Here is a 25,026-nt window from a genome sequence, read left to right on the forward strand (position 1 = left end):
ACTACTCCTGGTCGTCGGGGATCGCGTGTACCGCGGCTTCCTCCGCGGTCGCCGCCGCCCCGTCGATGCCGACGTCGCGGGCGTAGAGGTAGCCGTCGGTGTCGCTGCCGGCGCCCTCGTCCTGCGCGACGAGGCGGCCGGACCGGCTCACCCCGACCTCGTCGTCGTAGGGCTCGCCGTCGGTGTCGGAGGTGTCGCCCACGCCGTCGCCGTCGACGGTGTCGGCCCCGTCCGGGACCTCACGGGCCAGCCTGCCGCCCAGGGACTCGTGCCCGTCGTAGAAGCTCGACGGCCGCTCCGGCGGTGAGTAGCCCTCGTCCAGGACGTCCTCGACGCCGCGGTCCAGGAGGGTGTCCTCCGGTTCCAGCAGGTCCGACTCGCTGTCGATGTCGTCTCTCATGTGCTCCTCCTCGAGACCGGAGGCTACGCCGAAGCGGCCCCGCGACGAGGTCACCCGCCAGGTTCGTGAATCGTCGACCGGATGTCTTGTCGATCAGGACCTTCTTCACCATACTGTGGCCGTGATCACTCGCAGCCTCGTCATCGTGGCCACCCTGCTGATCGTCCTCGCGACTCCCGCCAACGCCTACACCAACGCGTTCTTCCCCACCCAGAGCACCGGCAACCGCGGCGCGGACGTGGTGGCGATCCAACACCTGCTCACGCACAACGGTCAGAGCGTGACCGCCGACGGCGTCTTCGGACCGGCGACGGACACCGCCGTGCGGAACTTCCAGTCCGCCAAGGGGTTGGCGGTGGACGGCATCGTCGGGCCGGCGACCTGGGCCGCGCTCACGCCGCAGCTCAGCCAGGGCGCCAGTGGTTCGGCCGTGCGGGCGCTGCAGGTCGAGCTGAACGCGAAGCGCCGCCTCTCCCTGCCGGTCAACGGGGTCTTCGACGCGGCGGTGACGACCGCGGTGCGCAACTTCCAGTCACACGCGGGGATCGGCGCGGACGGCATCGTCGGGCCGACCACGTGGAAGAACCTCATCTGGCACTACGCCTACCCGAACATGAGCGCGGGCTTCTGCGACCAGGACCCGGACGGCAACGGCACCGCCGCGAACTGGGCGACCGCCGCGGCGGTCGGGCAGCTGGAGCAGGCCGCGCGGACGTTCGCCGGCACCGGGCAGGGCCAGGTCCCGCTCGGTGACGCCGGGTTCGAGCACGGCGGCGACATCCCCGGGCACGCGAGCCACGACGTCGGCATGGACATGGACGTGTGGCCCATCCGCACGGACAACGCCCAGTGCACCGCGGGCCGCATCACCTGGCAGTCCTCGACCTACGACCGCGCCGCGACCCGCACCCTCATCCAGGCGATCCGCAACGCGGCACCCGGCCACGTGCGCCTGATCTTCTTCAACGACCCGGTGCTCATCTCCGAGGGCCTGACCACCCAGTACGACAACCACGACAACCACCTGCACGTGCGGTACTGCGAGCGCGTGCACCCGAGCAGCCTCTACACCTGCTAGGCGTCGCTACCCGCCGCTGGACCGTAGGTGCCGGTGTGGAGGACGCGCAGCTGCAGCATCGCGGCGAAGCGTTGGTCGGGGTCGGTCAGGTCGAGCCGGCCGACCTCGGCGACGCGGCGGAGCCGGTAGCGGAAGGTGTTCTGGTGCACGAAGACCGACTCCGCGGCCGCGGCGACGTCGCCGAAGGCGTCCAGCCACGCGCGCAGTGTCTCGACCAGGTTGGCCTGGTGGCGGCGGTCGTAGTCGATCAGCCGGGCCAGGGCGCCGGTCGGTGCGTCGCCGCGGGCGGCGGCCAGGTCGCGGAGCTCGGTGATCAGGGCCTCGCCCTGCAGTTCGTCGAGGGTGCCGATCCTGCGGTGGACGCGGCCCTCACGCAGTACCCGCAGGACCCGGTCCACGCAGGAGCGGCTGTGGGCGACGCCGGAGAGGTTCAGCGCGGCCGGTCCCACGGCGGCGACCGCGGGCAGCCGGTCGCCGACGCGGTCCAGGAAGTCCTGCAGCGTCCGTTCCGCGAGGGGTCCCGCCCTGTCCCGGACCTGGGGGAGCAGACCGTAGATGACGTCGCCGATCGCCGCGGCCGCCGCGCGCGGGTGGATGGCGGACAGGTGCAGGGCGAACGCGTCGGCCAGGCGTTGCTGGTCGTGGACCACGGCCGCGCTGTCGGCGTCGCCGCGGCGGCGGGCGTCGAGGGCGACACCCAGCACCAGCAGCGGACGGCTCGCGAGCCCCAACCGCTCCAGCGCCTCCCCGGCACCCGCGCCTCCCTCCAGGGCCGAGCTCAGCAGGTCGGCCCGCACCCGCCGCTGCACGTCCGCGCCACCGCGGACCCGGAGCATGTGGAGGGCCACCAGCTTCGCCGACTCCCGCAGCGCCTCGACGCGCTCCTCGCTGAGGTGCTCGGGCACCGCCACCCAGATCGACCCCAGCACCTCGTCACCCGCGCGCACGGCGATGGCCACGCGTGGCAGCGTGTGGTCGCCCTTCCCGTCGGGGATCGGGCCGGTGAACACGGGGCGGTCGCTGCGGAGCAGGTCCCGGAACACCCCGCGCTCGTGGAGGACGCGGGAGAGCCGCTCCGGCACCTGGCGGCCCAGGATGGTCTCCACCCTCTGCCGGTCGGCCTCGTCCTGGCGGCCGGAGAACGCGAGTATCCGGGAGTTGCGGTCCTCGATGGTGATCGGCGCGTCCAGCAGCGACGCGATCGCGTTGGCGACCGCGAACAGGTCGCCCGAGGGCAGCCCGCCGAGCGACTCCGCCTGGTCCACCCGTAGCTCGCCGACGGCGAGCAGCGAGCGGAGCATCTCGCTCAGGTGACTCCAGGGCGCACCCCGGCTCAGCTCGAGCACGGCCACCCCGGCCTCGTCGGCGGCCGCGCGCACCTCGTCCGTCAGCGGGACCGGCGCCCGCAGCACCAGCGCGGCCGCCTGCTGGCGACCCAGCGCGCGCAGGAGCGTGGCGACCTGGTCCGGAGCGTCGACGCCGACCCCCAGCACCAGCGCGTTCGGCGGCAGCACCGGCTGGTCGAGCGGGTCGTGGATGACGACGCCGCCGATGTCCCCGGCGCGGTCGGGAGCACCGTAGGCGAGGTCGAGCAGGGTGGCGCCGAGGTCGTCGATGACCCGGCCCAGGCTCGCGCGGGGACGCTGCACCGTGCCAAGGCTAGGCGCAGGGCCGTGCGACGCACTAGTTCCGGACCACCAGATCCGGTCGCCTTCTTCGTCGGACTCGCCGAACCTCAGCAGGCGAGCCACTCGGTGGCGGTGGTGATCTCGGCGAGCCGCTCCGGCACCGGCACCACGCCGAGACCGGGCCCGGTGGGCACGGGGAGGTGCCCGTCGTCGAGGACGAACGGCTCGGTCAGGTCCACCGCGTAGTACCGCCCGGACGCCGAGGTGTCGCCGGGCAGCGTGAACCCCGGCAGGGCAGCGAGAGCGAGGTTGGCGGCACGGCCGAGGCCGGTCTCCAACATCCCGCCGCACCACACCGGCACACCGTGTGCGACGCACACGTCGTGGATGCGACGCGCCTCGAGGTACCCGCCGACCCGCCCGGGTTTGACGTTGACCACCTGGCAGGCACCCAGCCGGATCGCGGCCGCGGCATCGCGCGCCGAGGTGATGGACTCGTCGAGGCAGATCGGCGTCCGGAGCTGTCGGGCCAGCTCCACATGGCCGAGCACGTCCTCCTCGTCGAGCGGTTGCTCGATCAGGAGGAGGTCGAAGGGGTCCAGCCGGGCCAGCTGCCGCGCGTCACCCAGGGTGTAGGCCGTGTTCGCGTCCACCTGGAGCAGCACGTCGTCGCCGTACCGCTCGCGGACCGCGCGCACCGGCTCGACGTCCCAGCCGGGCTCGATCTTCAGCTTGATCCGGACGTAGCCCTCGGCCAGGTAGCCGCCGACGGCGTCGAGCAGTTCCGGCACGGAGGACATGATGCCGACCGAGACCCCGCACGGGACGCGGTCGTGCACGGCGCCCAGCTCGCGGCCGAAGGAGCGGCCCTCGGCCCGCAGCTCCGCGTCGAGCACCGCCGTCTCGAGCGCCGCCTTGGCCATGCGGTGGCCCTTGAACGGGGCGAGCACACCCGCGACCGCGTGCGCCCCGGGCAGCGGAGCCGCCGCCAGTGCCGGGACGAGGAACCGGCGCAGCACGTCCGCGGCCGCGTCGGCGTACTCCGAGGAGTAGAGCGGGCCGCTCATCGCCACGCACTCGCCCCAGCCCTCGGCAGCGCCGTTGGCACCGTCGGTCGCCACGCGCACGAGCAGGATGTCACGCATCGTCTCCGTGCCGAAGGACGTGCGGAACGGCGCGACCAGCGGCATGGCGACGCGGCGCAGTTCGACTCCGGTCAGCTTCACGGTTCCCTCCGCACGACGTACCAGCCCGCCCGGTCGAACCCGTCGATCCGGCCACCACCACCCACCAGCCCGGTCAGCGCGTCCCGCACCGCGACGCGCCACCGGCCCGCCATCGCCGGGTCGACCGCCCGGAGCCGCTCGATGTCCCGCGGCACGGCGACGAGCGAGGTCGCGCCGTCGAGCCGGCCGGGCACCGGGCCCCCGTCCGCGCCGATGGTCAGCGCGTGCACCGCGCCCCCGGCGACCTCGTCCGCCGCGACGGCGCCGACGCCACCGCCGGCGCCGGCACGCGCCACGGCCGGGTCACGCAGCCGCCAGCTCACCAGGAGCCGGTCGGAGTCCTCGTCGCCGTTGATGGCGTCGAGCATCGGGCCGTAGAAGTTCGTGAGGTACTCGGCCGGGCGCGCGGCGAGCTTCACCAGGTTGAAGTAGGCATTGCGGGCCACGAGCGGGTCGAAGGTCCAGACGACCTCCGAGATCCCCCGCGCCAGCGCCCACGCCCGCTGGTGCAGCTTGAGCGCGAACCCGACGCTGCGGCCGGTGGCGCCCGGCGAGACGCCGGCGATGTGGCTGTGCAGCGCGTCCCCGTCCGGCGCGTGGAAGAAGCCCACGCAGGCGCCGATGAGACGATCCGCCTCGAACGCGCCGGCGACGTAGTTGCCCGCCTTGGTGAAGGCACGCAGCAGCTCGATCGTCACCGGCGGGTTCGCGGCGCGGCCCCAGATGGTGGCGAACAGGCTCACCACCTCGTTCAGCTCGGCGAGGTTCGTCAACTCGCGCACCGAGACACCGGCCCTCGCGGCCGCGGTGCTCGCGGCGTGCACGGCCTGGTCCAGGCCGGTCGCCTCGCTGATGTCGGTCACGACTTCCGTGCTCCTGTGTTCGTCGGGGGTGGTCATGGTCGTGCGGCACCGGAACCGGTGACCGGGTTCGTCGGGTCCGCCAGCAACTCCTCGACCAGCGCGCGCAGCAGCGCGGTCCGGCCGGGCAGCTCGTCGACCAGCACGTGCTCGTCGGCCGCGTGCGCGCCGCCGCCGACCGCGCCGAGGCCGTCGAGGGTGGGGGTGCCCGCACCCGCGGTGAAGTTCCCGTCCGAGGCGCCGCCGACCGCGGCACAGGCCGGCTCGGGCAGTCCCATCCGCGCCGCGACCCGGCACAGCCGCTCGAAGAGGGCCGCCGACGCGGTCGCCTCCAGCGGTGGGCGGTTCGGCTCGCCGATCACCTCGAGCCGCGCGCCGGGCAGCACCGGCGACAGGGCGTGGATAGCCCGGTCGACCCGTGCCTGCTCCGCCAGGGTCGTGGCGCGGACGTCGACCTGGAACGACCCCGCGGCCGGGACGGTGTTGGTGGTGGTGCCCGCGCGGGCGGCGGTCGGCGTGACCGTGGTGCCGGCCGCGGGGTCGGCGAGCGCGCTGACGGCCAGCACCTGGTGGGCCAGCTCCACGCTGGCGTTCACGCCCCGCTCGGGCTCGAGGCCCGCGTGCGCGGCCCGCCCGACCACGCGCACCTCGTACATGGAGGTGCCCTTGCGCTCGGTCTTGACCGCGCCGCCGGCGGCGGACGCCTCGAGCACCAGCGCGGCGGTGGCCGTCCGGGCCTCGGCCTCGATCAGCTCGCGGGAGGTGGGGGAGCCCAGCTCCTCGTCGCCGGTCACGAGCAGGGTGACGCCGTCGAGCCCCGCTGCCGCGTGGAACGCCATCACCAGCCCGGCCTTCATGTCGAAGCAGCCCGGTCCGCGCAGCACCCCGTCCTCGACGGTGCACGGGTGGTCGGCCAGCGACCCGAGCGGCCACACGGTGTCGTGGTGGCCCACGATCAGCACCCGCGACGGCGCGGCGCCGAGCCGCCAGCGCAGGTGGGTGCGGCCGTCCAGCACGATCCGTTCGGGTGCGACGCCGAGGCGGGCGGTGCCGAGCCGGGTGACGACCTCGGCCGAGCGGGCGACGGCGGCCAGGTCGTCGGACGGCGACTCGCACTCGACGAGGGCACGTACGTCGGCGACCAGGTCGTCCAGCGCGGCCATCAGGCGGTCCTCGGCGTCGCGCGGGCCCCGAAGTGCAGGTACCGCTCGCCGGTCGGCAGCTCGTAGAACGTGACCGGCATCCAGGTCTCGATCTCCGGTGGCCGGATCGCGAACAGCGCCGGGCCGACCGGGACCAGCGCGTACTCCTCGACCGGGTCCGGCTCCAGCTCGGCGAGGGGGCCCGTGAGCGTCGTGCGCAGGAGTGGGCCGTCGGCGCCGCTCTCGACCTCCATCCGCACCCCGGCCCGCTCGTAGACGCCCACGTACGGGGCCACGTCCACGGCCACGGGCTCCGCCGGCGGCGCGAACGGCGTCGGCATGGCGACGCCGGCGACCTCGGCGAAGATCTCCCGGTAGAGATCGCCGTAGAGGTCGCGGGTGTGGCCGCCGTTGGTGAGCAGCGCGACGGCGAGCCCCTGCTCGGGCAGCACCCGCAGGAACGCCGCCTGGCCGAGGGTGTTGCCGTCGTGACCGATCAGGCGCTCACCGTGCCAGCCGAAGCGGATCCAGCCGAGTCCCCACGAGTCGCCCAGCACGTACTTGTCGGGCAGGTCGGCCTGGTGGGCGGCCATCTCCGCGCAGCTCTCCTGGCTCAGCACCCGGGTGCCGTCGGCGGCGACCCCGCCGGTCAGGTGCATCCGGGCGAAGGCGAGCACGTCCTTGACGGTCGACGTGACGAGCCCGGCCGGGCCGATCGAGCGGGGGAGAGTCCAGGCCGCCGCCGGGACCAGCTCGCCGTCCCGCTCGTCGTGCCCGACCGCGGCGGCGAACAGCAGCGCCTCCTCGGGCAGCGTCACCGTGTGGGTGAGTCCGAGCGGGGCGAACAGCCGCTCGCGCATGGCCTGGTCCCAGGTCTTCCCGGTGACCTTCTCGATCACCCGGCCCAGCAGCGCGTACCCCGAGTTGCAGTAGGACCAGGTGGCGCCCAGCGGATGGTTCTGCCCGGCCTCGCCGAGCACGTCCACGTAGCGCTCCAGGCAGTCGTCGCCGCGGCCGGTGTCGGTGAACACGTCGCCGTCGATGCCGCTGGTGTGCGTGAGCAGGTGCCGCGGCGTGACCGACTTCGTCACCTCGGGGTCGGCGAGCCGCAGCTCCGGCAGCACCTCGGCGACCGGCGTGTCCAGGTCGAGCAGTCCCTCGTCGGCCAGCGCCAGCACCACGGTCGCCGTCCACACCTTGGTGATCGACCCGATCTGGAACAGCGCGTCGGTGCGCACGGGTGCCTCGGTGCGCACGTTCAGCACGCCGTGCACGACCTCGACCAGCTCGTCGTGTTCCCCGTCGAGGCGGAGGATGCCGAGCTGTGCGCCGGGGACCTTGTGCCGCCGCGCGAGTGCGGCGAGCCGCCGCTGCCAGTGCGCGGCGTCGACGCGGGGCCGGCCGGCGCGGGTGATGTGCTGCTCCACCCAGTCGAGGATGCGGCGGTTGAAGTCGAGCCGCTGCGAGGGCGGGCCGGTGAGGATGAACAGGTGCGAGGCGTCCGGGTAGACGACCAGGCGGGTCGGGACGCCCCGCTCACGCAGCGCGGTGTGCCACTGCTGGGCCTGGCCGACCGGGCACCGCATGTCGGCCGCGCCGTGGAGCACGAGCGTGGGCGTGCGGACGTCGGCGACGTGGGTCAGCGGCGACATGGCGGCGTAGCGCTCCGGCTCCTGCCAGGGGGTCCCGCCCAGCTCGTACGCGCTGAGGAGGTGGCTGTCGTCGCTGGTGCCGCCCATGCTCACCAGGTCGCTCACCACACCGCCGGCGACCGCGGCCGCGAACCGGTCGTTGTGCCCGGTCAGCCAGCAGGTCATGAACCCGCCGTAGCTGTAGCCCGCGACCGCGAGCCGGTCCGGGTCGGCGAACCCCTCGGCGACGAGCTGGTCGAGCGGCTCCAGGAAGTCCTTGGCGTCCGCGACCCCCCACGAGCCGCGGACGCCGTCGTAGAACGCCTCGCCGTACCCGTCGCTGCCGCGCGGGTTGACCAGCAGCACCGCCCAGCCGCGGTCGACCAGCTCCTGGTGGTAGAGGTGGATCTCGTCGGCGGCCGCGTTCCACGCGTTGTGCGGGCCGCCGTGCACGTCGAGCAGGAGCGGCCGGGGACCCCCGCGTGCGGGGTCGTGCATCAGCCAGGCCTGCACCTCGGTGCCGTCGGAGACGGTGAACCACCGCTCCTCGCGGGGGTGGAGGCCGAGCCCGGTGCCGTGGTCGGTCAGCACGACCACCGCGCCGGTGGTGAGGTCGACGGTCGCGATCTCGCCGAACGACTCGGGGGTGCCGAGCGCGATCGCGGCGCGCCCGGCGGCGATCGACAGCCCCGACACGACCCGGCCCGCGCCGTCCAGGACCGGACGTGGGTCGCCGCCGGCCGTCGTGACCGACCAGAGGTGGGTGCAGCCGCGGTCGCGGAGGCAGAAGAACACCCGGCCGTCGTGTTCCGCCGGCAGGCCGCCGGGGTAGCCGGCCGCGCCGGGCATCACGTTGCGGTCGGTGGCGCCGGACAGGTCGGTGACCTCGCCGCCGTCGGCGCTGACGTGGCACAGGTGGGCGTGGCCGACCGGGTCGCCCGGCCAGCCGACCACGAGCAGCGCCGTCCCGTCGCACGTCCAGTCCGCGGTCATCGCGATCCCGTCGGCGAAGGCGAGGACGCGTGGCTGGGCGTGCGGCTCGTCCACGCGCAGCAGGTGGACCGGGGTGCGGTAGCGCAGGTCGCTGTCCGTGCCGGCGCGGCGGGTGAAGGCGAGGGTGGTGCCGTCGGGCGACCAGGCCGGGGTGGCGGCGCCCTGGGGCCCGTCGGTGACCTGGCGGACCGCGCGGCTGTCGAGGTCGAGGACGTGGAGCTGCTCGCGGACCGCGCCGAGCATGCCCGCGCCGTCGGCCTGGTAGTCGAGCCCGTCGGAGACCATCGGCCCGCGCGCGCCGCCGTTCGGGTCGACCGGCGCGGTGAAGGCGAGCCGGCGGCCGTCGGGGCTCCAGTGCGGGGCGCCGGCGCCGAGCGGCAGGTCCGTCAGCTGCTCCGGCTCGCCCCCGCCTGCGTCGAGCACGGCCAGCTGCCCGCCCCGGACGAACGCGAGGCGGCGGCCGTCGGGGGACCAGGCCGGCGCGGCGTCGGCCGGCCCGGCCGTGAGCCGGCGGGGTGCGGACCCGTCGGTGGCGACCAGCCAGAGCTGGTCGACGTTGCGGTCCTGGCCGGCGTCCGCGGTCCGGAGCACGTAGGCGATCCAACCGCCGTCCGGGGACAGGGCGGGCTGGGACGGGACCGCGAGACCGTCGAGGTCCTCGATGCGCATCCGTCGGGTCATGGCCGGCTCCTTCGCGTGGTTCGTCCGGGTACGGCCGCGAGCAGTTCCCGGGTGTAGTCGTGGCTGGGTTCGGCGAGCACCCGCGCGGCCGGTCCGTGCTCGACGACCTCGCCGCGCCGCATGACCGCGACGTGCGAGGCGACGTAGCGCACCACCGCGAGGTTGTGGGAGATGAACAGGATCGACAGGCCCAGCTCGCGCTGGAGCTCGCGGACCAGGTTGAGCACGGCCCCCTGGATCGACACGTCCAGGGCGGAGGTGATCTCGTCGGCGATGATCACCCGCGGCTCGGCGGCCAGCGCCCGCGCCAACGCCACCCGCTGCCGCTGCCCACCGGAAAGCCGGGACGGCAGGGCACCGGCGCCGGCCGGGTCGAGGTGCACCAGGTCGAGCAGCCGCTCGACCGCCCCGCGCCGCTCGGCCCGCGACCGACCCGGTGGCATCGCCTCGGCCACGCTCTCGCCGATCGTCATGCGCGGGTCGAGCGAGGAGTAGGGGTCCTGGAAGACCATCTGCAGCGGCCGGCGCCGGCCCCGGGTCGGGACGGGCGCGCCGCCCAGGCTGATCCGGCCACCCGCCAGCGGCGCCAACCCGACGGCGGCCCTGGCCAGCGTCGACTTGCCGGACCCGGACTCCCCGACGAGCCCCACCACCTCACCCGCCGGCACGACGAGGCTGACCCCGGCCACCGCGGTCGTCCTGCCGTACCGGACGGTCACGTCCTCGAAGAGCAGCTCGCTCACGGTGACTCCACCAGCTCGTCGGTGTCGCGGTCGGCCGGGAAGGGTTCGCCGGCGTGCCAGCAGGCCACACGGTGGTCCGCGCGTTCGACCACCCCGGCCGGACCGGCCGGGGTGGTGGCCAGTGGCGGGTCCTCGGTGCGGCAGCGGGCGTCGGCCAGGGGGCAGCGGTCGGCGTAGGCGCAGCCGGGGGGCACGTTGGCCGGGTCGACCGGGCGCCCGGGGATCGTCGCCAGGGGTTCGGTCAGGTCGGTGGCCATGTCGGGGACCGCGGCGACCAGGGCGCGGGTGTAGGGGTGCAGCGCGGCGCTCGCCAGGTCGGTGGCCGGGAGGTCCTCGACGATCCGGCCCGCGTACATCACCAGGACGCGGTCGCAGACCTCGCCGACCACGGCGACGTCGTGGCTGATCAGCACCAGTGCCGCGGCGTCCGCCGCGCGGATCGTGGCCAGCAGGTCCAGCACCTGCCGCTGCACGGTGACGTCCAGGGCCGTGGTCGGCTCGTCCGCGACGATCAGTGCCGGCGTGCCCATGAGCCCCATGCCGATCATCGCGCGCTGGCGCATCCCGCCGGAGAACTCGTGGGGGTACTGCCGGGCACGCGCCGCCGCGTCCCCGATGCGGACGGACCGGAGCCGGTCCACGGCACGGGCCAGCGCGGCGCGGCGGGACATGCCCTGGTGGTGCGTCGCCACCTCGGCCAGCTGGCCGCCCACGCGGCGGGCCGGGTTGAACGAGGTCATCGGGTCCTGGAAGACCATGGCCAGCGACGTGCCGAGCAGCCGGCGCCGGACCGCGGTGTCCGCCGCGCGCAGGTCGTGGCCGAGCAGCTCGAGCCGGGTGGCGTCGACGCGGCAGGCGTCGTCGACCAGCCGGGTGACCGCGAGCGCCGTCAGGGACTTGCCGGAGCCGGACTCCCCGACGATGCCGATCGCCTCACCCCGGCGCACCTCGAACGTCACCCCGCGGACCGGCCGCACCGGACCGGCGGCGCCCGGCACGGTGACCTCGAGGTCGCGGACGTCGAGCACCACGTCCGACGGGGTGGCCGCGCCGTCCCCGGCACGGGGTTCGGGCCCGCGCACCCGCTCGACGCGCGTCGCCCGCGTGCCGATGCCCAGCGCCTTGGCGACCGACTCGCCGAAGAGGTTGAACCCGAGGCCGGCGACGAGCACGGCCGCGCCGGGGGCGAGCGCCGCCGCCGCGTTCACGTAGATCGCGCCGATGCCGTCGTAGAGCAGCTGGCCCCAGTCGTAGGACGGCGACTGGACGCCGAGCCCGAGGAACGACAGCCCCGCGAACGACAGCAGCGCGTTGCCGGCGCCGATGGTCGCGTTGACGACCAGCGGCTCGGCGATGTTCGGCAGCACGTGGCGGAACAGGATCCGGACCCGGCCCACGCCGGCCACCCGCGCGGCCGACACGTAGTCCCGGGCCGCGACCCCGGCCACCAGGGTCTGGGTGAGGCGCGCGAACGCCGGCGCGCCCGCGAACCCGATGGCCAGCACCGCGCCGGTCGCGCCGACGCCGAACACCACCGCGAAGAACAGCGCCAGCAGCAGGCCGGGGAACGCGACGGCGATGTTGACCGCCGCCGACAGCAGCCTGCCGGGGCGCCGGCCGACCAGGAACGGCGCCGACCCGAGCAGCAGGCCCACGACCACCGCGATCGCGACGGCGAGCAGGGCCAGCACGATCGAGAGCCGGGAGGCGACGAGGACCCGGAGGAGGATGTCCCGGCCGAGGTTGTCCGTGCCCGCCCAGTGCTCACCCGACGGCTGGGCCAGGATGTTGTCCGTGTCGACGGCCTCGGCGCCGGTGCCCCACAGCACCGGACCGAGGACGGCCAACGCCAGGACCGCCACCGTGAGCACGGTCGCCGCGAGACCCAGCGGGGTGCGGAGGACCCGCGTCCAGCGTGAGCGCCCGCCGGCGGCTGGACCGGCCGAGCTGCGCAGGCGCCCGGGAGCGGAGCGACCCCCGCCGGGCAGCGCGGGCAGGGAAGACGCCGGGCGCAGGCCGCGAACCGCCGAGCGAAGCGAGGCAATCCGACACTTCACGTCCTCAGTCCTCCCGGATCAGCGAGCGCGGGTCGAGCCGGGCGAGCGCGACGTCGACGAGGGTGTTGACGACCAGGACGCCGACGCCGTACACGAGGACGATGGCCTGCACCACCGGGTAGTCCTTGGTGAGGATGGACTGCACGATCGTGCTGCCCAGTCCCGGCCAGGCGAAGACGTTCTCGACCAGGACCGTGCCCGCGACCATCGCGCCCAGCAGCAGCCCGCCCAGCGTCAGCGCCGCGGTGAGGGCGTTCGGCAGTGCGTGGCCCAGGTAGATCGTCCGCGCGGGCAGGCGTTTGGCCCGGGCGGTGCGCACGAAGTCCGCCTCGAGCACGCCGACCATCTCGACGCGGACGATCCGGGCGAGGATCGCGGCGGGTCCGACCGCCAGCGAGAACACCGGGAGCACGTACGCCGCCGCGGTGTCGTTGCCGGCGACCGGCAGCCACCCGAGGCGCACCCCGAAGACGTAGACCAGCGCGACCCCGATGAGGAAGTCCGGGATGGTCGCCACGACGATGCTGGTGGTGGTGAAGGCCAGCTCGGTGCGCCGTCCGTGGCCGCGCCGGGTCAGCACGCCCATGGTGACACCCAGCGGGATCGCCACGACCACGGCCGCCGCGAACGCGAGCACCGCCAGCGACAGCGTGGCGGGCAGCCGCTGCGCGACGACGTCGGAGACCGGCAGCCGCGAGGACAGCGACGTGCCGAGGTCGCCGGTGACCAGGCCCTTCAGGTAGTGCAGGTACTGGGTGAGGATCGGGTCGTCCAGGCCCAGCGCGTGCCGGCGCGCCTCGACCAGCTCGGCCGGTGCGGTCGGACCGAGCGCACCGCGCACCGGGTCACCCGGGATGAGGTGGATCATCGCGAAGGACGCGGTCACCAGCACCCAGAGGGAGATCAGCAACCGGCCGAGCCGCCGGACGCCGAACCGGACCCACGGGCGGGACCGCAACCCGATGCGCACCGGCGGCGCGGAGGTCTGGCTCACGGCCACGGTTACCTCGCCAGCATCCGGATGCTGGTGGGGATCAGCTGGCCCGGCGTCTCGAACTTCGCGCCCTTGCCGAAGGTCCGCACGGCGTTGTTCGCGAACGGCACCACGGCCGCCTTGGCGATCAGCGCGGACTCGGCGCCGAGCCAGTCCGCGCACCCCTCCTTGCCGGGGATCGCCATCGCGTTCTTGACCGCCGCGTCGTAGGTCGGGTCGGAGATCGCGGCGAAGTTGGTGCCCTGGGGGGCCGCGGGGCCGGACAGGAACGGCACGAGCTGGTCGGGGCTGTTGACGTTGAGCGAGACCCACGCGACGTCCCAGTCACCCGCGCCGAAGATCGTGCCGGTCAGCGTCGTCTCGTTCTGGCTCTGCGCGGTGGCCTGGACCCCGATCGCCTTCCACTGCTTCACGGCCAGCTCCGCCGCCGCGTCGCCGCTGGCGCCCAGGTTGTTCTGGTAGAGGAACGTCAGGGCCAGGGGCTTGCCGTTCTTGGTGCGCGTACCGTCGCCGCCGGCCTTCCAGCCCGCCTGGTCGAGCAGGGCACCCGCCGACCTGGCGTCGCCCTTCGGCAGCGAGTGGGAGACCGAGTCGCCCGGGCAGGCGACCGGCGCGTTCGTGGCCATCGTGGTGGCGGTGCGGCCGTGACCCGACGTGAGCACCTTCTGGAGCTGGTCGAGGTCGAGCGCCTGGGTGAGCGCCATGCGGACCGCCGCGTCGCTGGTGACCCGGCCGGCGGCGTGGTTGTACCACTGCTCGCCGACGATGGCGGGCGTGCTGGCGGTGAACAGACCGGCCTTCGCGAGCCGGTCGGCGTCCGGGCCGGCGATCTGGGCGCCGTTCAGCCCGCCGGAGAGCAGCAGGTTGGCCGCGGTCGTCTCGTTCTCGACCACCTTGACCACGACCGTGTCGGGCAGCCCCTTGGTCGCGGTCGTCGCGCCGTCGGGACCCCAGCTGTAGCCGTCGCGGATCTTGTAGGTGTAGTGGTCACCGGGTGCGGCCTCGGTGAGCTGGAAGGGCCCGGTGCCCGCGGTGGCCTTGGCGAGCTTGGCGCGGTCGGCCATGCCACTGGGGCAGACGATGGGCAGGCTGGCCAGTCCGTTGAGGACGAACGGCGCCGGCTGGGCCAGCGTGATCGTCACGGTGCCGGCCGCGTCGTCACCCGCGGCCGTGGCGCCCGCCGGGTAGAAGGTCCCGAGGAAGGGGCTCTTGTTGTTCGGGTCGGCGACGAAGTTGAGGTTGTCGGCGACGTCCTTGGCGGTCAGCTTCGCACCGTCCGCGCAGCTGATGCCGTCGGCCAGGGTCAGCGTGACCTCCTCGTCCGTGACCGCCCACTTGGTGGCCAGCTCGGACCGGATCTCCCCGGTCCTGCCGTCGACGCTCACCAGCGGGTCGTAGGCGAACTGGGTGACCGTGAACAGCGAGGTGCCCGCGGCCATCTGCGGGTCGAGGTTGCCCGGGTCCGAGGAGAGCCCGAGCGTGAACGTGCCGCCATCGACGACCTGGGCGTTCGCGCCGTTCGAGGTGGCCCCGCCGCAGCCGGTGAGCGCGGTGGCGAGGCAGAGGCAGAGTGCGGATGAGGCCACAGTGGACAGCTTCATGGCGGTTCCCGTTCCGGTGGGAGGGTCAGGCGCTCGCGCGGCGGACGGCGCGACCGAGGTGCAGGTAGAGCGCGTGGCCGCTGCCGTCGTCGCCGACGAACGCGTGCGGCATGTGCATGCCGCGATCGGCCTTGACCGGGATCAGCATGTCGTCCCGGTAGTGGACGAGCTCGGACCGCTCGACCTGCCCGCCCATCTCCACGAAGACGCCCTTGGGGACCTGCTCGAGCCAGATCCGGCCGTCGTCGTCCTGGCTGACGGTGAGGTCGTACACCTCGGCCGAGTAGGTGCCGACGTACCGGCCGGCGTCGATGCGCCGGGGGCGCAGGGGCGGCACGGGCAGGGGAGGCAGGCCGACGTCGGTGAGCTCGGCGAGGACGTACCCGACGACGTCGCGGTAGAGCGAGACGGTGTTCCCGCCGTTGGTCAGGAGCGCGACCGCCAGGTCCGCCTCGGGCACCACGCGGAGGAAGGCGCTCTGCCCGATGGTGGTGCCGTCGTGGCCGATGATCGTGCCGGTCGGCGTGTCGAACCGCTCGAAGCCCAGTCCCCACGACGTCCCCATGAGTCCCAGCTCCGGCAGCTCGACCTCCCGGGCGTGCATCCGGGCAGCGGATCCCGGCGCCAGCACCTGGGTGCCGTCGCCCGCCCGCCCGTCCTCCAGGTGCATCCGGGCGAAGGCGACCAGGTCGCGTGGCCGCATCGCGAGCGTCGACCCGGCGGGGGCGTTGGACCGCGCCAGCGCCCACACCGGGGCGGGCACCTGGCCGGCGCCCGGCTCCTGCTCGACGTGGCCGACCGCCGCGCGGAACATGATCGCCTCGTACGGGCCGGTCGCGGTGTGGGTGAGCCCCAGCGGGGTGATGAGGTGCTCGCGCAGGCACGCGTCGTAGGGTCGCCCGCGCAGCACCTCGACGAGCCGGCCGAGCACGCAGAAGCCGGCGTTGTTGTAGGAGAACTGCTCGCCGGGCGGGAACAGCTGCGGGACGCCGTGCAGGGTCGCGACGTACTTCTCGACGCAGTCGTCGCCCGTGCCGGTGTCGGTGAAGACGTCGCCCTCGAACCCCGCGGTGTGGTTGAGCAGCTGCCGCACGGTGATCCGCTCGGCCGCCGACTCGTCGGCTATGCGGAACTCCGGCAGGTAGGTCCGGATCGGCTGGTCGAGGTCCACCTTGCCCTCGTCGACCAGCTGCATGACCAGCGTGCTGGTCCACAGCTTGGTGATCGAGCCGATCTGGAAGACCGAGTCCGCGGTCGCCTCGACCCGGGTCGCCGTGCTCAGCAGCCCGGCGGCCCCGTCGACCACCTCGTCGCCGCGCGACACGGCCCAGGCCGCGCCCGGCACGCCGTACTCCTGGAGCAGCCGTGGCAACCGCTCGTCGAGCCGGGCACGCACATCGTGGAGGTCGCTCATACGGGACGACGCTAGGCAGCGGGCGCGCGGCGGTGTTCGTCGTTCCGCACAACTCGCCGCCGAAACCTTGGTCGTCCGCGACGAAGCGCGGCGTGCCGGAACCGCTCCGCTCGGCAGTGGTCGGCGGGTCGAGCGCGGCGGCGGTCGTCCGCGTGGCCCGTTTACCGTGGCGCGCGTGGACCTGAACCTGCTGATCACCCTGGACGCCCTGCTCGAGGAGAACAGCGTGCAGGCCGCGGCCGACCGGCTGCACCTGTCGGCGCCCGCGGTGAGCCGGGCGCTGACCAGGATCAGGAGGTCGACCGGCGACGACATCCTGGTCCGGACCGGCCGCACCATGACCCCCACGCCCCGTGCGCTGGCGATCCGGGACGAGGTGCGGGCGCTCGTGCGGCGCGCCGGCGAGGTCCTCGCCCCGGCCCGGGCGCTGAACCTCGCGACGCTGCGCCGCACGTTCACCGTCCAGGGCCACGACGCGTTGGTCGGCGCGCTGTACCCCGCGCTGCTGGACACGGCGCTCGCCGAGGCGCCGGGCGTGAGCCTGCGGTTCCTGCCGGAGCCGCCCGTGGACACGCCCGACCTCGCCCGTGGCCACGTCGACATCGAGGTGGGCGCGACGGTCCCCGCGAGTGCGGAGATCAGCCACGAGGTCGTCGGGCACGACGAGCTGGTCGCCGTGTTCCGCCCCGAGCACCCGCTGGCCACGCGGTTCACGCTCGAGCGCTTCGCCGCGGCGAACCACGTCATCGTCTCGCGCCGCGGCCGGCTGCGGGACGGCGTCGACAAGCTGCTGGCCGAGCGGGGCCTGCGCCGCCGGATCGTCGCGGCCCTCCCGACGAGCGCGGTGGCCCTGCAGGTCGCCGCGCGCAGCGACACGGTGGCGGTCGTGGCCCGCAACGCCTGCGCCCGGACCTGCGCGGACCTCGGCCTGCGCACGCACCCCCTGGACCTGGACCTGCCGGTGGCACCGATCGTGCTGGCGTGGCCGAGCCGCTACGACTCCGACCCGGCGCACTCGTGGCTGCGCGACCACTGCCGCGCCGCGCTGGCCTGACCGTCCCGCCTCCCGGATCTGTCGCGTCCCGATGAACGTGCGGGTTCGCGAGGCGGATCGTGGTTGGGTGCCGTCACGTTCCCCTGAGGTAGCTGCTGACGGAGCACCGACCAGCCGTGGCACCGCGCTGGCTCACCGCGCCAGTGGCACCAGTAGCTGCCCCCGCGGTCCGTTCCGGGTGGCGTCGAGCATGGCGGCGGCGATGGTCGCCCTGCTCACGCCGGCGGGGAAGAGCCGGCGCGGCACCTCAGCGAGCGGGACGCTCCGCCGGGTCGGGCTGACGGGTCCGGCCGTCATGGGGCCGGCGTGGTACACGGTGCCGCCGGCACGCAGGACCGCGGTGTCCGCCGCGACCTTGTCCGCCAGCTCACGCCGGAGGAACACGCCGAGCAGGGTGCGGGTGAGCACCCCGGCGACGGCGGCGGACGCACCCGTGCCGAACGCCCCGACGGACACGATCCGCTCGGGCGCGGCGGCGACGATCGCGGCGGTGCCGGCAGCGAGCACGCCGGGTCGCTCGCCCTTGGCGATCCCCAGCGCGCACAGGACGGTCTCGGCGCCGGCGAGGGCCTTCGCGATCGCGTCCGGATCGAGCACGTCGGCGGCCACCCTGGTGAGCCCCGGCGCGTCGGGCACCTTCTCCGGCCGCCGGCAGACCGCGACGACGTCGTGCCCCGCGGCGAGTGCCTGCCGGGTGATCTCGAGCCCGAGCGCGCCGGAGGCCCCGAGCACCGTGAGCGTCACGCCGGCACCCCCGCGAGCACGCCCAGCGCGGCCGAGTGCAGCCCGGGCGCCGCGACGAGGACGTCCGGGCTGGTCGGCCGCCACGGCCGGCCAGCGAGGTCGCTGACGACCCCACCCGCCTCGCGGACGAGCAGCGTGCCGGCGGCGGTGCCGGGCAGGTCCGGCTCGTACTGCCAGAACACGTCGTACTGCCCGGCGGCGACGCCCAGCAGGGGAAAGGTGGTCGGGATGGTGTTGCGCACCAGCAGGGCCGCGTCGGACATGGCCGCGACCGCGCGCCCGAAGCGTGCGTGCACCTCGCGGCCGTTCCCGGCCTGGCTGGCGGTGGCGATCGCCGCGTCGAGGCTGGTCTTCGCCGACACCCGCAGGCGGGTCCCGTTGCGGAACGCCCCGCCGCCCTCGACCGCGGTGTAGGTCAGGTCGCCGAGTGGTTGGCGCACCACGGCGAGCCGCGGGACCCCATCCGCGACGAGCACGACGGTGACGCCCCACTCCGGCAACCCGTGGACGTGGTTGACCCCGCCCTCGGCCCCGTCGACGATCCACCACTCCCCGGCCGGCACGTCGCGTCCGTCGACGTCGTCGTCGAACCAGCGGGCCCCCGGCCGCACCCCGTCGAGCGCCTTGCGCCGCACCAGTTTCCCGCCCGCCACGGCGAAGGCGAGCACATGACCCTCGGCCTGCTGACGCAGAAGTCCCTGTCACTGTTCAGCGCGGTGGGCGGCTGGCGCACGGTCGCCGAGGGTGTGGCGTCCCGTGCGCTCTTCCTCGTCGCTTTCCTGCAGACCGGCCAGGTGCCGGCGGCGGCGCTGACCGCGGTCGGCGGCGTGTTCGTGTTCGCCGTGGTGCGGCTGTGCACCGCCCGCAAGGTCTGGCAGCCGCTGGTCGGGTTGCTCGTGGTCGGGCTGTCCGCACTGCTGGCCGGCAGCACCGGCCACGCGGCCGACTTCTACCTCACCGCCGTCCTCCTGCAGACAGGCGGCGCCGCACTGTTCCTGGCCTCCATCCTGGTCCGCTGTCCGGTCATCGGCCTGGTACTGGCCCACAACACGCGGCGAACGCCTTACCTGGCGCCGAGACCCCGCGCGACGCAGGGTCTACTACGCGTGCACGGCGGTGTTCCTGACAAAGTTCGCCACCGCGGTACTGGTGCCGCTGTACAGAGCCGGAATGGTGGTCCCACTCGGCATAGCGGCCACCCTCCTCGGCGGCGCACCCGCCGCGGGTGTCTGCGTCTACGTGTGCTGGCGAATCCTGCGGGAAAATTCCACCCTGGCCGGCGAGCTGGGCCAGTCACAGTTCCCGGACACACGCCGCGGTGCGTGACCGCGCGGAACATTCTGCCCAGTTTTCCATAATTGTGCGGGCTACCACCGCTGGATATCATGCGCTGCCAACTGGTAGCTCCGCGGTGTTGGAAGGACTGGCCGGTGAGCCTGCTGTTCATCAACTACCGCGTGAAAGAGCAGCCGTTGATGGCGAAATACCTGTACAACCGGCTCGCGCGGCGATTCGGGCGGGCGCTCGTCTATCGTGACGACGACGATCTGCGCGGCGGAGAGCAGTATCCGCAGAGCATCTGGAGCGCGCTGGGAAAAGCCGAGGTTCTCCTGGTGGTGATCGGGCCGAGCTGGCTCGAGCTGCGGGAGAACGGGGTCAGGCTCATCGACCGGCCGCGCGACTGGGTGCGGCGCGAGATCGAGCGGGCGATCGAGCTGCGTATTCAGATCATTCCCGTGGTGCTCGACGGAGCGGCGCCGCCGCGGGTGGAGCAGGTTCCGCCGAGTATCCGGCTCCTCGCCACCGCACAGGCGATGCCGATGCGGGCCGGTGAGTTCGAGAAGGACGTGGCGAACCTCGTCAAGCGAATCGCGGAGCTGCGGACGCGGTCGGGCCCGACCATCGGTCAGGTCGCGGCGCGCCACCGGTTCACCCTCGCCTCTGTGGTCGCCGTGCCCGTGCTGGTCGTCGTCGGTGTCACCCTTGCCCTGTGGCGAGGCGACGGGCCGTGGGCGGACCCGCCCGCGAACGGCGGCGGTGGTGTCCTCTGGCACGGCGACATCGCGCCGCAGAACGGCGGAGTGGACCTCGACCAGCTGCCGCCGGGCCGGGGCGACGGGGCGGACGTGGTCATCGACCTGCTGTCACAGGTGGATCCCGGCCCGCATGGCAAGATCGCGATCTCGGACGGCGCGCGGGCGCCTGGCAAGGCCGAGTGCGTGTCGTTGCTGGACGGGGTCGCCGAGGGTGTGCCCGCCTTCGAGCCGGCAGCCGGCGACATGCTGTGCGTCGAGACCGACAAGGGCAGGTTCGCTGTCGCGGAGTACCGGACACCTGACCGGAACGGCGTCTTCCGCCTGCCCGCGACCGTCTGGAGCTGATCGCTTCCTCACCACGAACCGACCTTCGACAGATGTTCGCGGGCGATGCGCCGGGCCCGTCGCAGGCGATAGTTCACCACGTTCGTCGACATCTCGGTGAGAGCGGCTATCCGGTCCTGCGAGTAGCCGTCCGAAACGAGCTGGAGCAGCCGCAGTTCCTTCTCGCCGAGGCCGGCGCAGCTGTTCAACGCCGACGCCGCGTAGATGCGTTCCACCACGCGGTCACCGTGGTCGGGCTGATCTCCCGCGACCAGCACCACGTTGCGGCACGCACGCGCCTGGTACAGCTCCCGCCGGCGCAGCGCCGCACAGCGCCGCCACAGCACCGTGTCGAGCAACGACTCGAATCCCTCGCGGAACAGGAACGGCAGTTTGACCACTGCTACGAACACGTCGTGGACGACGTCGTCGGCCTGCTCGGCCATGCCGAGACGCGTCGCCGACCGTAACAGCCTGTCCCGTCTCAGGACGCACAGCTGCCAAGCCTGTTGAACGCTCATACCCGACGCTTCTGCCCCCACACTCCTCAACCCCGGCCTGCCGATGAAACTTCTCCTGGAGGCCGCGGCGGAGCTGATGGCGGAGATACCGGACCGCACGGATATCGATATCTCCACCGCGCATCAGCACCCGGCCGTCAGACCGGGTCCTGGCTGTGAACTCACGCCGGTCTCCCATCCCCGACGAGCGAAAGCATGCACGTGTCGTCGCGCCAAAGCCAGGGTTGAATTTCGGCAGTGTGGTTGTTTCCACTCTTTGCGGTGAAGGCAAGGCGCTCCGCGGCGGGTTGGTTCCGCGGCTTCGGTGTGTCCAATCACCCGAACGGGTGCCTTCGCCGCGGCGCCGATCGCCGTGCCCGCCAGGCCGCCACCTTCCGCCTCCGCCTGCCCGCGCGCTATAGAGTGCGGCGCGCAACCACTCCGGGGGGACTGGATGACCGACATCGCGCTACCCGCGCATCTCCAGCTGCTGCTCACCGACGAGCCGGTGCTCGACCTCTACGCCTACGGCCCGTGGCGGGTGCCCGACGGCCTGTACGAACAGGTGTGGGCGCGGGCGGTGCGGCTCAACGGCGACCCACGCGCCCGGCGACTGACGTTCGAACGGCCCGACTACCTCGGCGAGCAGACCACCGCGGTCGGCGCCGAGCTGGTCGCCCTCGTCGACTACCTGCCCGGGGTCGGCGCGGTGCGGTCCGGCACCCGCGCCGATCTCGAGTGGGAGCTGCTCGCCGGGTTCGCCGGCGAACCGCGGGAGCCCGAACGGGCGCCGCTGCCGTGGCGCTCCAGCGCGACGGACTACCGGCCACCGGGCACCGTCCTGGTCGCCGCGGCCGGTGACGACCCGCGGCAGCGCCGGCTCGCCTTCGAGCTGTACCGCGACTGCCTCGACGTCTTCGCCGGCATCGCGCCGCTGGAGCCCCGGCGGCAGGCCATGATCTCCTTGTACGACAGGGTGATGAGCGATCCGGAGCGGGTGCTGACCGCACCCGTGGCCGAGCTGGCCGGCCTCTGGGCGAGCGCGGCCGACGACGAGGTGCTCGCCGCCCTGCCCGAGCTGGCCGGGCCGGTCGCGCACCTGGAGTGGGCGGTCACCGGGTTCCTCGCCGCGCAGCAGCACCTGTCCACCCACATCGCGGGCGACAGTCCCGGGGTGGCGCTGGCCGGGCTGCTGCTGCACGCCTCGCTCACGCAGGCGCCGGCCGCCCTGGCGGTGTTCGACGGCACCGAGCTGTACGACGTGGTCCAGAAGGTCATGGGTGAGGCGGCCGGCGAGCTCGACCCGCTCACCTGGCGCAGCGAGGTCCGCCGGTGGCTGGCGCACTGCCTGCTCGCCGGCGGGGCGGACGCCTGCCGGGCGTGGCTCGACATGGCCGTGCGGGTCACCGCCGCGGCGCAGGGGCTGCCGGGGAACCCGAGGTTCACCACCGGCTGCGGCGTGCCGGCGACCCCGTTCCAGGAGGACCTCCGGCAGTTCTTCCGGCGCACCAGGGTGCCGAACCCGCTGGCTTCCCGGCTCACCGGTCCGGTCGCGCGGCCGACGCACCGGCTCGTCGGGCAGCCCGACCTCACGGCCACGGTGCGTGCCGCGGTCGCGGACGCGGCCGAACTGCGTGGCGCTCGGCTGCTGGTGTGCGGACCGGAGGGCACCGGCCGGCGCACCGCCGCCACGCTGCTCGGCCAGGAGCTGTCCGGCGGGCGCGTGGTGTGGCTGCATGGCGAGCTGTTCGCGGACCTGGACACCACCGGCGCCGTGCAGAGGGTGGAGTCCGCGATGAGCGCGCCGCTGCTGGTGGTCGACGGCCTGGACCGGGTGCTGGGCTACCGGTGCGGCGGCACGGTCGCCGAGGAGCTGCGCCGGCACCTGGGGCGCCGGCCCGGGATGCACGTGGTCCTCGTGTGCGGGCCGGGGGGTGACCGGCGCGTCTTCGACGCGAACCCCGCGCTGCACCAACTGTTCCGGGTCGCGCACACGCGGGACTTCGCCGAGCGGGACTGGGGCGAGCTGTTCGCCCGCGCGGTGGTCGAGCGCAAGGCCGCCGTCGCACCCGAGGTCGCCGCGACCGCCGGCGTGCTGCTGTCCCGCACCCCGGGGGTCGGGAACCTGCGTGGCGCCCGGCTCGCCGTGCGCCTGGCCGACCAGTGCGTCGCCACGGCACGGAAGCGGCCGGGGTCGGGGTCGGGGTCAGCGTGACGGCGGCCGACCTGCCGGTGCGCCTCGCGGTCGGCGGTGAGGCGTCGGCGGACCCGCGGGCCGAGCTGGACGCGTGCGTCGGCCTCGACACCGTGAAGACCGAGCTGGGACTGCTCGTCGCCGAGGAGCGGGCGGCGAAGCTGCGGCGGGCGGCCGGCCTCGCGGTCGCGGCCCCGCGCCGGCACGTCGTGTTCACCGGCGCGTCCGGCACCGGGAAGACCACGGTGGCGCGGATCCTGGGCCGCCTGCTGGCCGCGGCGGACGCGCTGCCCGCCGGACACCTGGTCACGGTCGACGCGGCCGATCTCGTCGCCGGGCAGTCCGGCGACGTGAGCAAGGCCGTGCACCGCGTGGTGGAGCGCGCCTTCGGCGGTGTGCTGTGCGTCGAGGACGCGCAGGCCCTGCTGACGAACAGCTCGGACGACTGGCGGCCGCGGGAGGCGACGAGCGCGTTGCTCGCGGCACTGCAGGCGCACTCCGCCGAGCTGGTGGTCGTGCTGACCGGCACCGACGCCGGGGTCAACGGCCTGCTGCGGTCCGAACCCGACCTCGCCGCGCACTTCGGGAAGGTGCTGCGCTTCCCGAACCTGGCCGCCGAGGAGTTCGTCCGGGTCTTCGAGGTGAAGGCCGCGGCCGCCGGGTTCGTGCCGCACGACGGCGTGGTCGAGCGGGTGCGGCGGCTGCTCGCGGCCGCACCGCGCGCCGCGGCCGAGACCGGCAGGGCGGCGGTGACGTTGCTCGAGCGCGCGATCGCGGCGCAGGCGCGGCGGGTGCTCGCGGACGGGATCGTGGACGAGCATGAGTCCTGGCACGAGCTCCTGCCCGAGGACGTGCCGGAAACCCTGGTGCCCGCGGCGCGGGTCGAGCTGCCGAGCGACCCGCTGGGGGAGATCGACGGGCTGGTCGGGCTGGCCGGGGTCAAGCGGGAGGTCCGGCTGCTGGTCGCCGAGGCCAGGGCGGAGCGGCTGCGCCGGGACGCCGGCATCCCGCTGTCGACACCGACCCGGCACCTGGTGTTCACCGGCAACCCGGGCACCGCGAAGACCACCGTGGCCAGGCTCGTCGCGGCGGCCTACGCCAAGCTCGGGCTGCTGTCCGTCGGCCATCTCGTCGAGGTCACCAGCGCCGACCTCGTCGGGGAGTACCTCGGGCAGACCGCGCCCAAGGTGCGTGCCGTGCTGACCAGGGCGCTGGGCGGGGTGCTGTTCATCGACGAGGCGTACGCGCTGACCCCGGCCACGCACTGGGACGACTACAACCGGGAGGCGCTGGCGGAGCTGTTGCGCGGCATGGAGGAGTTCCGCGACGACCTGGTGGTCATCGCCGCCGGCTACACCCGCGAGATGGAGCGGTTCCTGCGCGCCAACCCCGGGCTCGCCTCACGCTTCCCGACCACGCTCGAGTTCCCGGACTACAGCGACGACGAGCTGCTCGCCATCCTCGACCGGTTGGCCACCGCCGCCGGCTTCCGGCTGGCGCCGGGGGTCACCGACCGGGTGCGCGACCTGCTGGGCGCCGCTCCGCGTGACAGCTCATTCGGCAACGGCCGCTTCGTCCGCAACCTGCTCGACCGGACCATCGCCCGCCAGGCCGAACGCGTCACCACGACCGACGTGCCCGGCGACATCCGCCTGCTGCGTCTGGCGGACCTGCCGCCCGTCGTGCCCGACCACCCCGCGGACCTGTCCACGGGCCAGTACCTCTG

Annotated in this window: 18 protein-coding genes and 3 pseudogenes; 7 read left to right on the forward strand and 14 right to left on the reverse strand. The window is 73.9% G+C overall.

Going from position 1 to position 25,026, the window contains the following annotated elements; translation table 11 throughout:
• Position 1 precedes the first annotated feature (1 nt).
• On the reverse strand, positions 2 to 400 hold the full coding sequence (locus ACJ73U_RS25365) for a DUF5709 domain-containing protein (protein WP_407780210.1): 399 nt from the start codon (positions 398 to 400) through the stop codon (positions 2 to 4).
• A gap of 121 nt (positions 401 to 521) precedes the next feature.
• On the opposite strand from ACJ73U_RS25365, the gene ACJ73U_RS25370 reads away from it, so the two are divergent.
• The gene (locus ACJ73U_RS25370) at positions 522 to 1,478 is read left to right on the forward strand and encodes a penicillin-insensitive murein endopeptidase (protein ID WP_407780211.1); all 957 of its coding nucleotides are present in this window, start codon (positions 522 to 524) and stop codon (positions 1,476 to 1,478) included.
• On the opposite strand, the gene ACJ73U_RS25375 is transcribed toward ACJ73U_RS25370, so the two are convergent.
• The 10 genes and pseudogenes from ACJ73U_RS25375 to ACJ73U_RS25420 form a co-directional block, all read right to left on the reverse strand.
• Entirely contained in the window at positions 1,475 to 3,127 is a 1,653-nt protein-coding gene (locus ACJ73U_RS25375; RefSeq protein ID WP_407780212.1) for a PucR family transcriptional regulator, read from the reverse strand. The genes ACJ73U_RS25370 and ACJ73U_RS25375 overlap by 4 nt on opposite strands.
• Positions 3,128 to 3,213: 86 nt before the next feature.
• Positions 3,214 to 4,332 (reverse strand): o-succinylbenzoate synthase, encoded by a 1,119-nt coding sequence (gene menC, locus ACJ73U_RS25380; protein WP_407780213.1) that lies wholly within the window; start codon positions 4,330 to 4,332, stop codon positions 3,214 to 3,216.
• Entirely contained in the window at positions 4,329 to 5,195 is an 867-nt protein-coding gene (locus ACJ73U_RS25385) for a GNAT family N-acetyltransferase (protein WP_407780214.1), read from the reverse strand. Before ACJ73U_RS25385 ends, menC begins: the two co-directional genes overlap by 4 nt.
• Positions 5,196 to 5,227: 32 nt before the next feature.
• Entirely contained in the window at positions 5,228 to 6,355 is a 1,128-nt protein-coding gene (locus ACJ73U_RS25390) for a M20/M25/M40 family metallo-hydrolase (RefSeq protein ID WP_407780215.1), read from the reverse strand.
• Entirely contained in the window at positions 6,355 to 9,639 is a 3,285-nt protein-coding gene (locus ACJ73U_RS25395; RefSeq protein WP_407780216.1) for a serine hydrolase, read from the reverse strand. Before ACJ73U_RS25395 ends, ACJ73U_RS25390 begins: the two co-directional genes overlap by 1 nt.
• Before the next feature lie 14 nt (positions 9,640 to 9,653).
• Positions 9,654 to 10,382 (reverse strand): annotated as a pseudogene (locus tag ACJ73U_RS25400) (ABC transporter ATP-binding protein); the annotation flags it as partial.
• Positions 10,379 to 12,337: a dipeptide/oligopeptide/nickel ABC transporter permease/ATP-binding protein gene (locus ACJ73U_RS25405; RefSeq protein WP_407780228.1), complete on the reverse strand. Its 1,959-nt coding sequence runs from the start codon at positions 12,335 to 12,337 to the stop codon at positions 10,379 to 10,381. The pseudogene ACJ73U_RS25400 and the gene ACJ73U_RS25405, both read right to left, overlap by 4 nt.
• 106 nt (positions 12,338 to 12,443) lie before the next feature.
• Entirely contained in the window at positions 12,444 to 13,433 is a 990-nt protein-coding gene (locus tag ACJ73U_RS25410; protein ID WP_407780217.1) for an ABC transporter permease, read from the reverse strand.
• Between the two features lie 8 nt (positions 13,434 to 13,441).
• Complete coding sequence (locus ACJ73U_RS25415) at positions 13,442 to 15,034, reverse strand: ABC transporter substrate-binding protein (protein WP_407780218.1); 1,593 nt, start codon at positions 15,032 to 15,034, stop codon at positions 13,442 to 13,444.
• A 25-nt stretch (positions 15,035 to 15,059) separates the two neighbouring features.
• A complete protein-coding gene (locus ACJ73U_RS25420) occupies positions 15,060 to 16,448 on the reverse strand; it encodes a serine hydrolase domain-containing protein (RefSeq protein ID WP_407780219.1) in 1,389 nt (462 codons plus the stop codon).
• Positions 16,449 to 16,623: 175 nt separating this feature from the next.
• On the opposite strand from ACJ73U_RS25420, the gene ACJ73U_RS25425 reads away from it, so the two are divergent.
• A complete protein-coding gene (locus ACJ73U_RS25425; RefSeq protein WP_407780220.1) occupies positions 16,624 to 17,502 on the forward strand; it encodes a LysR family transcriptional regulator in 879 nt (292 codons plus the stop codon).
• Between the two features lie 132 nt (positions 17,503 to 17,634).
• Here the strand turns inward: ACJ73U_RS25425 and ACJ73U_RS25430 are convergent, their stop codons facing one another.
• Positions 17,635 to 18,246 carry an NAD(P)-dependent oxidoreductase gene (locus ACJ73U_RS25430; RefSeq protein WP_407780221.1) on the reverse strand — a complete coding sequence of 204 codons (612 nt, stop codon included), beginning with the start codon at positions 18,244 to 18,246 and terminating at the stop codon, positions 17,635 to 17,637.
• Entirely contained in the window at positions 18,243 to 18,914 is a 672-nt protein-coding gene (locus ACJ73U_RS25435) for an inositol monophosphatase family protein (RefSeq protein WP_407780222.1), read from the reverse strand. The genes ACJ73U_RS25430 and ACJ73U_RS25435 overlap by 4 nt, the downstream gene beginning before the upstream one ends.
• Here ACJ73U_RS25435 and ACJ73U_RS25440 point away from each other — a divergent pair.
• From ACJ73U_RS25440 to ACJ73U_RS25450, 3 genes and pseudogenes are all read left to right on the forward strand, one after another.
• Positions 18,915 to 19,223 (forward strand): annotated as a pseudogene (locus ACJ73U_RS25440) (DUF3159 domain-containing protein); the annotation flags it as partial.
• 121 nt (positions 19,224 to 19,344) lie between these two features.
• A pseudogene (locus ACJ73U_RS25445) lies at positions 19,345 to 19,572 on the forward strand (hypothetical protein); the annotation flags it as partial.
• Between the two features lie 104 nt (positions 19,573 to 19,676).
• Positions 19,677 to 20,627, forward strand: a complete 951-nt coding sequence (locus tag ACJ73U_RS25450) for a toll/interleukin-1 receptor domain-containing protein (RefSeq protein WP_407780223.1) — start codon at positions 19,677 to 19,679, stop codon at positions 20,625 to 20,627.
• A gap of 8 nt (positions 20,628 to 20,635) precedes the next feature.
• On the opposite strand, the gene ACJ73U_RS25455 is transcribed toward ACJ73U_RS25450, so the two are convergent.
• Positions 20,636 to 21,052, reverse strand: a complete 417-nt coding sequence (locus tag ACJ73U_RS25455; RefSeq protein WP_407780224.1) for a hypothetical protein — start codon at positions 21,050 to 21,052, stop codon at positions 20,636 to 20,638.
• Between the two features lie 508 nt (positions 21,053 to 21,560).
• Here ACJ73U_RS25455 and ACJ73U_RS25460 point away from each other — a divergent pair.
• Both ACJ73U_RS25460 and ACJ73U_RS25465 read left to right on the forward strand, forming a co-directional pair.
• Complete coding sequence (locus ACJ73U_RS25460; protein WP_407780225.1) at positions 21,561 to 23,321, forward strand: hypothetical protein; 1,761 nt, start codon at positions 21,561 to 21,563, stop codon at positions 23,319 to 23,321.
• Positions 23,318 to 25,026, forward strand: a 1,709-nt coding sequence (locus tag ACJ73U_RS25465) for an AAA family ATPase (protein ID WP_407780226.1), incomplete at its 3' end; no start/stop codon positions are given. The genes ACJ73U_RS25460 and ACJ73U_RS25465, both read left to right, overlap by 4 nt.

Origin of the sequence: Actinophytocola sp. (assembly GCF_045807065.1) — a bacterium.
Classification (GTDB): domain Bacteria; phylum Actinomycetota; class Actinomycetes; order Mycobacteriales; family Pseudonocardiaceae; genus Actinophytocola.